This window comes from Stenotrophomonas sp. HMWF023 (assembly GCF_003060985.1).
GTDB classification, from domain to species: Bacteria; Pseudomonadota; Gammaproteobacteria; order Xanthomonadales; family Xanthomonadaceae; genus Stenotrophomonas; species Stenotrophomonas lactitubi.
On record NZ_QAIJ01000203.1, the window covers coordinates 1 to 11696 of the forward strand.

An 11696-nucleotide genomic window follows, 5' to 3' on the forward strand; every position below is an offset into this window, starting at 1 on the left:
CTGCTGCAGGTCACGGTGTAGTTGCTGTTGCCGCCACCCCAGCCGCCGCCATTGCCCCCGCCATTGCCGCCGCCCCAGCCACCACGGGCTTCGGCGAACTCGGCGCGGCAGCCGCGGTTGACCCAGATGGCGCCATTGCGCACGCCCCAGTTCTGGCCTTCCACGCATTGGGTGCCGGATATCTGCCGGACCACGCGCGCGTTGCGCCAGCCGACCGGGCAGCTGCGTTCGCGGTTGTCCTGGCTTTCGCAGCGCACGGTGCCACCGTTGCCGTTGCCGTTGCCACCACCCCATCCGCCGCCGTTGCCGCCACCCCAGCCGCCTCGTCCCTGGGTGAATTCGGCGCGGCAGCCGTTGTTGACCCAGATGCTGCCATTGCGGGTGCCCCACGTGCGGCCCTCCACGCAGGCCGAGCCGGACAGTTGGCGGACCAGCTGGGCGTCGCGCCAACCGGTGTTGCAGACACGTTCGCGGTTGTTCTGGCTCTCGCAGCGGACCACCCCGTCCTGCGCGGCGGCAGGGGCGGAGGGCAGGGCGAGCGCGGTAAAGGTACCGAGGATCACGGCCAGGCTGGCCAAGGACTGCGGTTTCATGGCGACATCCCCATACGGGAGTAGGTGCGCGACTATAAGGACCGGGGCGATCAAGCCCGCGTGACCGTCTGCATTTGCCCCGGCCGGGGCCTCGGCCGCAGAATAAGAGGCTTTCCGGCCCCCATCAGGCGCCGGCGTTCTCCAGCGGAGCTTTCCCCCCATGCGTACCCACTTCTGCGGCCTGGTCGATGAGACCCTGATTGGCCAGACTGTCACCCTCGCCGGCTGGACCGACGTGGCCCGTAACCAGGGCGGCGTCTGCTTCATCGATCTCCGCGATCATGAAGGCATCGTGCAGGTGACGGTGGAGCTCGACAACGCCGAAGTGTTTGCCGTGGCCGCCAGCCTGGGCTATGAGGACGTGCTGCAGGTGGAAGGCGTGGTGCGCGCCCGCCACGCGGTCAACGACAAGCTGCGCACGGGCAAGGTGGAAGTGATCGCCACCGCCATCACCGTGCTGAACAAGGCCGCACCGCTGCCGTTCCACGCGCACGAGAACCCGGGCGAAGAAACCCGCCTGAAGTACCGCTACCTGGACCTGCGCCGTCCGGAAATGCAGCGCATGCAGCGCACCCGCATCAAGCTGGTGCAGGCCCTGCGCCGCCACCTGGACGAAAAGGGCTTCCAGGACATCGAAACGCCGATCCTGACCAAGGCCACCCCGGAAGGCGCGCGCGACTTCCTGGTGCCGGCGCGCATGCACCCGGGCGAGTTCTACGCCCTGCCGCAGAGCCCGCAGCTGTTCAAGCAGATCCTGATGGTGGCCGGCTTCGACCGCTACTACCAGATCGCGCGCTGCTTCCGCGACGAGGCCCTGCGTGCCGACCGCCAGCTGGAATTCACCCAGCTGGACATGGAGTTCGCCTTCGTCCGCGAGCGCGACGTGCAGGACTTCGTCGAAGACATGATCCGCGGCATCTTCAAGGAAGTGGTCGACGTCGAGCTGGAGGCCAGCTTCCCGCGCATGACCTGGGCCGAAGCGATGCGTCGCTACGGTTCGGACAAGCCGGACCTGCGCATCGCGCTGGAACTGGTGGACGTGGCCGAGCTGGTCAAGACCAGCGAATTCCCGGTGTTCACCGCGGCTGCCAACGATGCCGATGGCCGCGTCGCTGCGCTGCGCATCCCGGGTGGTGCCAGCCTGTCGCGCAAGCAGATCGATGAGTACGCCGCGCACGCCGCCAAGTACGGTGCGAAGGGCCTGGCCTACATCAAGGTCGGCGAGAACGGTGAAATCAGCTCGCCGATCCAGAAGTTCTTCAGCGAAGAAGGCTTCGCTGCGCTGGTCGCCCACGTCGGCGCCGGCAACGGCGACATCGTGTTCTTCGGTGCCGGCGGCTACAACAAGGTGTCCGACTTCATGGGCGCGCTGCGCCTGAAGGCCGGCAAGGACTTCGGCCTGGTCGCCGACAGCTGGGCGCCGCTGTGGGTCACCGACTTCCCGATGTTCGAGTGGGACGAGGAAGCGCAGCGCTACGTCGCCCTGCATCACCCCTTCACCGCGCCGGCCGTGGACGACATCGCCGATCTGCGCGCGCACGCCAAGACGGCCGTTTCGCGCGGCTACGACATGGTGCTCAACGGCAATGAAATCGGCGGCGGTTCGATCCGTATCCACCGCCCCGACATGCAGAGCGCGGTGTTCGAGCTGCTCGGCATCGGTGCCGAAGAAGCCCGTGCCAAGTTCGGCTTCCTGCTCGACGCGCTGAACTACGGCGCGCCGCCGCACGGTGGCATCGCCTTCGGTATCGACCGCATCGCCGCGCTGATGGCCGGCACCGAGTCGATCCGCGACGTCATCCCGTTCCCGAAGACCACCGGTGCACAGGATCTGATGACCGACGCGCCGTCGCCGATCGTGGACGAGCAGCTGGCCGAAGTTCACATCCAGGTTCGCCCCAAGAAAAACTGATCAGGAGATCCAGGCAATGACCGAGTTTGCGTTTTCGCTGGAGTGGGAAAAGCTGGGCAATGAAGGCTCCGAGGCCAACCTGGTCACCGAGCGTGCACGTGTCTTCGGTGGTTGGCTGGTCCGCGTCGGTACCAACCCGTCGGCTATGGCCCTGACCTTCGTCGCCGACGGCGAAGGTCGCTGGGACGGTGAAGACTTCGGCGTCGAGGATTACGAAGACGACGAAGAGGAAGAGTACGACGAGGACGAGGAAGGCGAAGAAGAGGAAGAAGGCGAGGAAGAAGAGGACGACGAGGAATACGAAGAAGAAGAGGAAGAGGAAGAAGACGGCAAGGAACCGACGGAGCGGGCTTGACCCGAACCGTTGTCCTGACGTCAACTCGACCCATGTATTCGATCCGCCGCGCCACTGTGGACGACGCGCCGACCCTGTCGGCGCTGGCCGCGCGCACGTTCACCGAAACCTTCGGCCATCTGTATCCGCCGCAGGATCTGCAGGACTTCATCGACGCGTCCTACACGGTCGAGCGCCAGCGCACGATCTTGGGCCACCCCGATTACGCGGTATGGCTGCTGGAGCTGGATGGGGAGGCGGTCGGCCATGCCGCCGCCGGCCCCTGTGGGCTGCCGCATCCGGACGTGAAGCCCGGTGACGGCGAACTCAAGCGCCTGTATCTGGTGAAGACGCAGCAGAGCTGCGGCTGGGGCAGCCGCCTGCTTGAAACCGCGCTGGCCTGGCTGGAGCACGACGGCCCGCGCACACTGTGGCTGGGCGTGTGGTCAGAGAACTTCGGGGCCCAGCGCTTCTACGCCCGGTATGGTTTTGAAAAGGCCGGCGAGTACCTGTTCCCGGTGGGCGATACCAACGATCTTGAGTTCATCCTGCGCCGTCTGCCGCATCCGGCCTGAAGCCGTTCACCGCCGCTTGCCCCTGGCTTCTGTTCAATCACCGTAGTTCCGCCCCGCTGACCGCCAGGCTGTTGCACATGACTCCCCCCGTTCTGTTGTTGCATGGCATCTGGAATGCCCGTGCCTGGGTCGGGCCGCTGGCCTGGCGCCTGCGCGCGCGTGGCTTTCAGGTCCATACCTTTGGCTACTCGTCCGTATTCGGCGGCCCCGATGTAGCCGTCCCGCAGTTGCTGGAGCGGCTGGCTGATGCAGGCCCGCTGTCGCTGGTCGGGCACAGCCTTGGCGGTCTGCTGGCGCTGGAAGCCCTGCGCCGGCAGCCGCAGCTGCCCGTGCAGCGCGTGGTCTGCCTGGGTTCGCCACTGCGGGGCAGTGGCACCGCGCGCTCGTTGTCCGAACACGGGTGGGGCCTGGCCCTGGGCCGCAGCAGCGAACTGTTGCTGGATGGGCTGCCGGACTGGCAGGGCAAGGCCGCGGTCGGCCTGATCGCGGGTTCGGTGCCGCATGGGCTGGGCAGCCTGCTCGGGGCGCTGGATGACGATTCCGACGGCACCGTGGCGCTGGCCGAGACCCGCCTGCCGGGCCTGTCCGACCACTGCGTGGTGCGCACCAGCCACAGCGGCCTGGTGGTGTCGCCCGATGCCGCGCGGCAGACCGCGCATTTCCTCCGCCATGGCCAGTTCGACCATGGCCGCGACGCCGCTGCAGCCTGAGCGATGTCACCCAGCGCCGCTGCGCTCGCCGGGCATGGCCCGGCGCTACCGGGGCGCCATGCCCGGCCGCATCCTGTCGGCCCTCGACACGGTCACCGGGCCCGATCAGGTAGAATCCGCGGCCTTATCCATCAACGCACGTACGGAAAGACCCATGGGTAGAGGCCCCTCCATCGAGAACCGCAAAAACGCGTCTGACGCGAAGCGCGGCAAGATTTTCACCAAGATCATCCGTGAGATCGGCGTCGCCGCGCGCGGCGGTGGAGGCGACCCCAACAACAACCCGCGCCTGCGTGTGGCCGTGGACAAGGCGTTGACCGCGAACATGTCCAAGGACGTGATCGAGCGCGCCATCAAGAAGGCCACCGGTGAACTGGAAGGCGTCGAGTACGAAGAGATCCGCTACGAGGGCTACGCGCCTGGTGGCGTGGCCGTCATCGTCGATTGCCTGACCGACAACCGCGTGCGCACCGTGGCCGATGTCCGTCATGCGTTCAGCAAGTGCGGCGGCAACATGGGCACCGAAGGCTCGGTCAGCTTCATGTTCAAGCGCGTGGGCGTGCTGCATTACGCTGCCGGCGCCGATGAGGACGCCATCTCCGAAGCGGCCATCGAGGCCGGCGCCGATGACATCGTGGTCTACCCGGAGGATGGCGCGATCGACGTGCTCACCGCCGCGGACAGCTTCCACGCGGTCAAGGATGCGATGCAGGCCGCTGGCCGCACGCCGGACCATGCCGAGCTGACCTTCCGTGCCGACAACGACATCAAGGTTGAAGGCGACACCGTCCTGCAGGTCAAGAAGCTGCTGGACATGCTGGAAGACCTCGACGACGTGCAGGACGTTTACTCCAACGCCGATCTCGGCGCGGACGCCTACGCCTGAACGGACGCTCCGCCGGTCGCCTTTGGCGGCCGGTGAGCGGACAATGCGGACCATGATGACCCCAGACGTTTCCAGCCATCACCGCCGCATGCGTCCTTCCCGGATCAGCGGCGCCCGCGTGTGTGCCGCATGACCCGTATTCTCGGCATCGACCCGGGTTCACAACGGACCGGGGTCGGCATCATCGATGTCGATGCCAGCGGCCGGGTCAGCCACGTGCATCACCAGCCGCTGGTGCTGCTTGGGGCAGATGACTTCCCGCAGCGCATGAAGCTGCTGGTGCTGGGCCTGGCCGAGCTGTGCCACGAGTACCAGCCGCAGGAAGTGGCCATCGAAAAGGTGTTCATGGCGCGCAACCCCGATTCGGCGCTGAAGCTGGGCCAGGCCCGTGGCGCGGCGATTTCGGCGGTGGTGCTGCGCGACCTGCCGGTGCACGAATACGCCGCCAGCGAGATCAAGCTGGCGGTGGTCGGTCGTGGCGGCGCCGAAAAGCAACAGGTTCAACACATGGTCGGGCTCATGCTCAACCTGAAAACCAAGCTGCAGGCCGACGCGGCCGACGCGTTGGCCGTGGCCATCACCCATGCCCACGTAAGGGCAACGGCTAACCGTCTGGGGCTGACTGCCCGCCAGGCGTGGGGTCGCAAATGAGGAGCTGCACGCAATGATCGGTCGACTGCGCGGAATCGTCGCCTACAAGGCGCCGCCGTGGCTGGTGGTGGACGTCAACGGGGTGGGCTACGAGCTGGAGGCGCCGATGAGCACCTTCTACGACCTGCCCGAGCTGGGCCGTGAGGTCACGCTGTACACCCATTATTCGCAGAAGGAAGACAGCGTCTCGCTGTACGGCTTCCTGCGCGAGGGCGAGCGCCGCCTGTTCCGCGACGTGCAGAGGGTCAGCGGCATTGGCGCGAAGATCGCGCTGGCCGTGCTGTCCGGCGTCACCGTCGAAGAATTCGCACGCATGGTCCAGGCCGGTGACATCACCGCGCTGACCCGCATCCCGGGTATCGGCAAGAAGACCGCCGAGCGCATGGTGCTGGAACTGCGTGACCGCGCGGCGCAGTTCGGCGCCGGTGGCGCACTGCCGACCGGCAGTGGCCCGGCCCCGGCCGATCCGCTGTCCGATGCCACCGTGGCGCTGCAGCAGCTGGGCTACAAGCCGACCGAGGCGGCGCGGATGGCGCGCGAAGCCTTCAACGAGGGCGATGAAGTGGCCATGGTCATCCGCAAGGCCCTGCAATCGGCGCTGCGCTGAGCCGCTCCGTTTCCCTTCCAATTACACCCTGAGCTTCGCCAGGAGCCCCATGTCCAGCAGTCAAACCCCGCACACCGCCGCCCATGGCGGCCATGGTCACGCTCCCCCCGCCGGGGGGCTGGCGCTGATCATCGGTGCGATCGGCGTGGTCTTCGGCGATATCGGTACCAGCCCGCTGTACACCCTGAAGGAGGCGTTCTCGCCCCACTACGGGCTTACCAGCGACCACGACACCGTGCTGGGCGTGCTGTCGCTGGCGTTCTGGGCGCTGAACATCGTGGTCACCCTGAAGTACGTGACCATCATCATGCGCGCCGACAATGACGGCGAGGGCGGCATCATGGCGCTGATGGCGCTGACCCAGCGCACGCTGCGCAACGGGTCACGCTCGGCGTACGTGGTCGGCATCCTCGGCATCTTCGGCGCCTCGTTGTTCTTCGGCGACGGCGTGATCACGCCAGCGATATCGGTGCTGGGCGCGGTCGAAGGCCTGGAGGTGGCCGCCCCCGGGCTGCATGCCTTCATCGTGCCGATCACGGTGGTGGTGCTGCTGGCGGTGTTCGCGGTGCAGCGCTTTGGCACCGAGAAGATCGGCAAGCTGTTCGGCCCCATCACCTCGATCTGGTTCATTTCGCTGGCGGCGATCGGCATCTACAACATCGTCGATGCGCCGGAAGTGCTGAAAGCATTCAACCCGTGGTGGGCGATCCGCTTCTTCATGGAACACGGCTGGCACAGCATCTTCATCCTCGGCGCGGTGGTGCTGGCGGTGACCGGTGGCGAGGCGCTGTATGCCGACATGGGTCACTTCGGTGCCAAGCCGATCCGCCACGCCTGGTACTTCTTCGTGCTGCCGTGCCTGGTGCTGAACTACCTGGGGCAGGGCGCGCTGGTGCTCAACCATCCCGAGGCGGTGAAGAACCCGTTCTTCGAGGCGGTACCGTCGTGGGCGCTGTACCCGATGATCGTACTGGCCACGATGGCCGCAGTGATCGCCTCGCAGTCGGTCATCACCGGTGCGTTCTCGGTCTCGCGCCAGGCCATGCAGCTGGGTTACATCCCGCGCATGCGCATCAAGCACACCTCGCACGACACCATCGGCCAGATCTACATCCCCGGCATCAACTGGGGCATCGCGGTGATGGTGATCGGCCTGGTGCTGGCCTTCCGCAGCTCGTCCAACCTGGCCGTGGCCTACGGCATCTCGGTGTCGGCCACCATGCTGATCGACACCCTGCTGCTGGCCCTGGTCGCACGTTCGCTGTGGCCGAAGGCACGCAACTGGATCCTGCCGCTGTGCGTGGTGTTCTTCGTCATTGATCTGGGCTTTGTCATCGCCAACGGCGCCAAGCTGCTGCAGGGCGCCTGGTTCCCGGTGGTGCTGGGCATCTTCCTGTTCACCATGATGCGCACTTGGCGTCGTGGCCGCGAACTGCTGCGCGATGAGATCCGCAAGGACGGCATCCGCATCGACACCTTCCTACCGGGGCTGATGCTGGCGCCGCCGGTACGCGTACCGGGCACCGCAGTGTTCCTCACCGCCGACCCGACCGTGGCCCCGCATGCGCTGATGCACAACCTCAAGCACAACAAGGTGCTGCACGAGCGCAATGTGTTCCTGCATGTGGTGACCCTGCCGGTGCCGTACGCAGCGGAGGGGCAGCGCCTCAAGATCGAATCGGTGGGCGATGAGTTCTACCGGGTCTACGTGCGTTTCGGCTTCATGGAGACCCCCGACGTCCCACTGGCGCTGATGCGCTCGTGCGACCACGGCGGCATCTACTTCGACCCGATGGACACCACCTTCTTTGCCAGCCGCGAAACCATCGTCGCCACCGCCAACCGTGGCATGCCGATCTGGCGCGACAAGCTGTTCGCGCTGATGCACAGGAACGCCGCCCCGGCGACGGGCTTCTTCCGCATTCCGGGCAACCGTCTGGTAGAGCTGGGCGCGCAGGTGGAGATCTGACCGCACGGGGTCGGATCCCTTTTCCACGGGAAAAGGGCTCTGACCCCATGTTCGTGTCATCCGGTTCCATCCACGCATGGCGTGGATCTACCGTGTCGACCAAGGTCGACACCCACCAAGAGCAGGCCATTTCATTCCGACAGATTGCGCAGATCTGTCGAAGGCGGGATGGGTCCGGTTGCGGGGGCGTGAGCGCCATGGATGGCGCGACCGAGCTTACATGGACGTACTTGCAGCGTCCCCCGCAACCGGACCCTCCCCGCCATCCCTCGGGAAAGCGGCTTCTGCTCTTGCTTCGGCTGTTGCCGTTGCTTTGGCCTACGCGGGTGCCGGGCGCAGCCCGGCCGAATCCCCCCGTTTTTGCCGCATAATCAGCACATGACCGACGACCGCATCATCGGCGCCGGCGCCACCCGCGAGGATGACGCCGCCGACGCCAGCATCCGACCGAAGCGACTTGCCGACTACCTCGGCCAGGTGCCGGTGCGCGAGCAGATGGATATCTACATCCAGGCCGCCAAGGGTCGTGGCGATGCGCTGGACCACGTGCTGATCTTCGGCCCGCCCGGCCTGGGCAAGACCACCCTCAGCCATGTCATCGCCAACGAACTGGGCGTGGCCCTGCGCGTGACCTCCGGCCCGGTGATCGAAAAGGCCGGCGATCTGGCCGCGCTGCTGACCAATCTGCAGCCGCACGATGTGCTGTTCATCGACGAAATCCATCGCCTGTCGCCGGTGGTGGAGGAAGTGCTGTATCCGGCGATGGAAGATTTCCAGATCGACATCATGATCGGCGAGGGCCCTGCGGCGCGCTCGATCAAGATCGATCTGCCGCCGTTCACCCTGATCGGCGCCACCACACGCGCCGGTCTGCTGACCGCGCCGCTGCGCGACCGCTTCGGCATCGTCCAGCGCCTGGAGTTCTACAGCGTCGAAGAACTGACCCGCATCGTGCGTCGCTCGGCCGCCATCCTGGCCATCGACTGCACCGCCGACGGGGCAGGGGAGATCGCGCGCCGCGCGCGTGGCACCCCGCGTATCGCCAACCGCCTGCTGCGCCGTGTGCGCGATTACGCCCAGGTCAAGGCCGGTGGCCACATCGACCAGACCGTGGCCCAAGCGGCGATGCAGATGCTCAAGGTCGACCCGGAAGGCTTCGATGAGCTCGATCGTCGGCTGCTGAAGACCATGGTCGACTACTTCGACGGTGGCCCGGTCGGCATTGAATCGCTGGCTGCGGCGCTGTCTGAAGAGCGCGGCACGCTGGAAGACGTGGTCGAACCCTATCTGATCCAGCAGGGCTACCTGGTGCGCACCGCGCGCGGCCGCATGGCCACCCACAAAGCCTACCGGCACCTGGGCCTGAAGCCGAAGAACCCCCCGCAGGACCTGTTTGCCGAGGTCCCCGATGTCGGTTGAACCCTCGGTTGAACCCCGATTCAGTTGGCCGACACGCATTTACTGGGAAGATACCGACGCTGGCGGCGTGGTTTACCACGCCCGCTACGTGGCCTTCATGGAACGGGCCCGGACCGAATGGATGCGTGCGCTGGGCTTCGGCCAGGAGCGCATGCGTACCGAGCACGGCATGGTCTTCGCGGTGCGCTCCATGCAGATGGACTTCATCAAGCCAGCACGGCTGGATGACCAGCTGCAGGTGAGTGCCAGCCTGGTCCAGCTGAAAAAGGCCAGCATGGTCTTCGACCAGCAGGTCCTGCGCGACGGCCAGCTGCTGCTGTCCGCGCAGGTCCGCATCGCCGCACTGGACGCGGCCAGTTTCCGCCCGCGTGGCATGGACGATCTGGTCCTTGCCGCGCTGCAACCCAACCTCCACCCCGAATCCGAACAGAACTCTTGAGGAACAACGGATGATCGCAACGCTCCTGGCCCTGCAGGCCACGGTCACCGAGGCTTTGCCGGCTGACGTCAGCAATGCCGCGACCCAGACCCTTGCCCAGGCCACCACCGGCGGCGGCATCAACTACCTCGAACTGATGGCCAAGGCCAGCCTGCCGGTGAAGATCATCGTGCTGGCGCTGCTGGTCGGCTCGTTCGTCAGCTGGGTGATCATTTTCCGCAAGGCCCGCATCTTCAAGCAGGCCACCCGCGAAGCCGACGAGTTCGAGAACCGCTTCTGGTCTGGTGCCGACCTGGGCAAGCTGTACAGCTCGGCTACCGACCGCAGCCGCAATGTCGGCGGCCTGGAAGCGATCTTCGAAGCCGGTTTCCGCGAGTACACCCGCCTGCGCGACAAGCGTCGGCTGGATGGTCGTGCGCAGCTGGAAGGTGCCCAGCGCGCGATGCGCACCACCTACACCCGCGAAGTCGACCAGCTCGAACGCAACCTGGAACTGCTGGCCAACATCGGCTCGACCGCCCCGTACGTGGGCCTGGTCGGTACCGTGTTCGGCATCATGGTGACCATGCACGACATGATCAGCAGCGGTGCCCAGGCCGGTATCGCCGCCGTCGCCCCGGGTATTTCCGAAGCGCTGTTCGCCACCGCCATCGGCCTGTTCGTGGCGATTCCGGCAGTGTGGGCCTACAACCGCTTCACCACCCGCGTGGAGCGCATGTCGGTGCGTTTCGAGACCTTCGCCGACGAGTTCAGCTCGATCCTGCAGCGCCAGAGCGCTGGCGACGAGTAAGCGCCAAACCCGGGAGTCCAAGCCATGTCCGCTGCCATCGGTCGCCGCAAGCGCCGCAAGCTGAAATCGGAAATCAACGTCGTTCCCTATATCGACGTCATGCTGGTGCTGTTGATCATCTTCATGGTCACCGCGCCCATGCTCACCCTGACCTTCGACGTCGACCTGCCCAATTCCAACGCCAAGGCGCTGGAAAGCAAGCAGGATCCGTTGATCGTCTCGGTGCGCCAGGACGGCCAGCTCAGCCTGAAGCTGCCCGACGCCAAGGAACCCACCGCAGTCACCGCCGAGGAACTGCAGGGCCACCTGTCCGGCATCGCCGCGCAGGACAAGGACGTGCGCGTGATCGTCGCCGCCGACCGTGCCGTGGCCTATGAAAAGGTCATCGATGCGATGGATGTGATCAAGCGTGCCCACGTCGACAAGGTGAGCCTGGCCACCGATGCACGCTGACGCCCTGCCGCCGCCGCATACGGAGGAACCGGGCTGGGGTCTGCCCCTGGTGCTGGCTGTGCTGGTGCACCTGCTGGTCGCGCTGATCTTCATCGGCGCCTGGCTGTGGTCGCCCCAGCGCAACACCGACGCTGCCATCGGCGATCCCTCGGTGGAGGCCAGCCTCGCGCTGTCCGCGTCCGAAGCGCCTGCCGCCCGTCAGGCCCTGCGCCAGTCGGAGAAGCTGGAAGCCCTGCCGCCGCCGGTCGCCGAGCCGATCCCGGTGCCGGAAGACACCATCCCGCCGCCGCAGCCGATCGAAGAGCCGCGCCCGCAGGACGCGCCGACGCCGCAGCAGCAACAGGCGCAGGGCCTGACG

Annotated in this window: 13 protein-coding genes and 1 pseudogene; 13 read left to right on the top strand and 1 reads right to left on the bottom strand. The window is 66.3% G+C overall.

Annotation, left to right across the window (positions count from 1 at the left end; all coding sequences use genetic code 11):
• Nucleotides 1-593: DUF3011 domain-containing protein (locus tag DBR20_RS10950; RefSeq protein ID WP_108266200.1), on the bottom strand; the 593-nt coding region annotated here is incomplete at its 3' end.
• A gap of 160 nt (nt 594-753) precedes the next feature.
• Between DBR20_RS10950 and aspS the strand changes: the two genes are divergently transcribed.
• The 13 genes and pseudogenes from aspS to DBR20_RS11020 form a co-directional block, all read left to right on the top strand.
• Nucleotides 754-2505, top strand: a complete 1752-nt coding sequence (aspS, locus tag DBR20_RS10955) for an aspartate--tRNA ligase (RefSeq protein ID WP_089236568.1) — start codon at nt 754-756, stop codon at nt 2503-2505.
• Between the two features lie 16 nt (nt 2506-2521).
• Nucleotides 2522-2860, top strand: a complete 339-nt coding sequence (locus DBR20_RS10960; RefSeq protein ID WP_108266196.1) for a DNA primase — start codon at nt 2522-2524, stop codon at nt 2858-2860.
• Between the two features lie 32 nt (nt 2861-2892).
• Nucleotides 2893-3414: a GNAT family N-acetyltransferase gene (locus DBR20_RS10965; RefSeq protein WP_108266197.1), complete on the top strand. Its 522-nt coding sequence runs from the start codon at nt 2893-2895 to the stop codon at nt 3412-3414.
• 77 nt (nt 3415-3491) lie between these two features.
• Entirely contained in the window at nt 3492-4124 is a 633-nt protein-coding gene (locus DBR20_RS10970) for an alpha/beta fold hydrolase (protein WP_089236565.1), read from the top strand.
• Between the two features lie 154 nt (nt 4125-4278).
• A complete protein-coding gene (locus DBR20_RS10975) occupies nt 4279-5010 on the top strand; it encodes a YebC/PmpR family DNA-binding transcriptional regulator (protein ID WP_089236564.1) in 732 nt (243 codons plus the stop codon).
• Between the two features lie 129 nt (nt 5011-5139).
• Nucleotides 5140-5661 (top strand): crossover junction endodeoxyribonuclease RuvC, encoded by a 522-nt coding sequence (ruvC, locus tag DBR20_RS10980; RefSeq protein WP_089236563.1) that lies wholly within the window; start codon nt 5140-5142, stop codon nt 5659-5661.
• Nucleotides 5662-5674: 13 nt separating this feature from the next.
• Nucleotides 5675-6268 carry a Holliday junction branch migration protein RuvA gene (gene ruvA, locus DBR20_RS10985; RefSeq protein WP_099818801.1) on the top strand — a complete coding sequence of 198 codons (594 nt, stop codon included), beginning with the start codon at nt 5675-5677 and terminating at the stop codon, nt 6266-6268.
• A gap of 49 nt (nt 6269-6317) precedes the next feature.
• On the top strand, nt 6318-8237 hold the full coding sequence (locus tag DBR20_RS10990; RefSeq protein WP_089236561.1) for a potassium transporter Kup: 1920 nt from the start codon (nt 6318-6320) through the stop codon (nt 8235-8237).
• 378 nt (nt 8238-8615) lie between these two features.
• Nucleotides 8616-9656 (top strand): Holliday junction branch migration DNA helicase RuvB, encoded by a 1041-nt coding sequence (ruvB, locus tag DBR20_RS11000; protein WP_089236560.1) that lies wholly within the window; start codon nt 8616-8618, stop codon nt 9654-9656.
• Nucleotides 9646-10095, top strand: coding sequence for a tol-pal system-associated acyl-CoA thioesterase (gene ybgC / locus DBR20_RS11005; RefSeq protein ID WP_108266199.1), 450 nt, complete (start codon nt 9646-9648; stop codon nt 10093-10095). The genes ruvB and ybgC overlap by 11 nt, the downstream gene beginning before the upstream one ends.
• A 10-nt stretch (nt 10096-10105) precedes the next feature.
• Nucleotides 10106-10885 carry a protein TolQ gene (gene tolQ / locus DBR20_RS11010; protein WP_025874672.1) on the top strand — a complete coding sequence of 260 codons (780 nt, stop codon included), beginning with the start codon at nt 10106-10108 and terminating at the stop codon, nt 10883-10885.
• A 24-nt stretch (nt 10886-10909) separates the two neighbouring features.
• Nucleotides 10910-11338 (top strand): protein TolR, encoded by a 429-nt coding sequence (gene tolR / locus DBR20_RS11015; protein WP_100553348.1) that lies wholly within the window; start codon nt 10910-10912, stop codon nt 11336-11338.
• Nucleotides 11328-11696, top strand: a pseudogene (locus DBR20_RS11020) (protein TolA); the annotation flags it as partial. The gene tolR and the pseudogene DBR20_RS11020, both read left to right, overlap by 11 nt.

Coding starts and splice junctions, on each gene's coding strand:
- aspS (WP_089236568.1), top strand. CDS start 754: ATGCGTACCCACTTCTGCGGCCTGGTCGATGAGACCCTGATTGGCCAG.
- DBR20_RS10960 (WP_108266196.1), top strand. CDS start 2,522: ATGACCGAGTTTGCGTTTTCGCTGGAGTGGGAAAAGCTGGGCAATGAA.
- DBR20_RS10965 (WP_108266197.1), top strand. CDS start 2,893: ATGTATTCGATCCGCCGCGCCACTGTGGACGACGCGCCGACCCTGTCG.
- DBR20_RS10970 (WP_089236565.1), top strand. CDS start 3,492: ATGACTCCCCCCGTTCTGTTGTTGCATGGCATCTGGAATGCCCGTGCC.
- DBR20_RS10975 (WP_089236564.1), top strand. CDS start 4,279: ATGGGTAGAGGCCCCTCCATCGAGAACCGCAAAAACGCGTCTGACGCG.
- ruvC (WP_089236563.1), top strand. CDS start 5,140: ATGACCCGTATTCTCGGCATCGACCCGGGTTCACAACGGACCGGGGTC.
- ruvA (WP_099818801.1), top strand. CDS start 5,675: ATGATCGGTCGACTGCGCGGAATCGTCGCCTACAAGGCGCCGCCGTGG.
- DBR20_RS10990 (WP_089236561.1), top strand. CDS start 6,318: ATGTCCAGCAGTCAAACCCCGCACACCGCCGCCCATGGCGGCCATGGT.
- ruvB (WP_089236560.1), top strand. CDS start 8,616: ATGACCGACGACCGCATCATCGGCGCCGGCGCCACCCGCGAGGATGAC.
- ybgC (WP_108266199.1), top strand. CDS start 9,646: ATGTCGGTTGAACCCTCGGTTGAACCCCGATTCAGTTGGCCGACACGC.
- tolQ (WP_025874672.1), top strand. CDS start 10,106: ATGATCGCAACGCTCCTGGCCCTGCAGGCCACGGTCACCGAGGCTTTG.
- tolR (WP_100553348.1), top strand. CDS start 10,910: ATGTCCGCTGCCATCGGTCGCCGCAAGCGCCGCAAGCTGAAATCGGAA.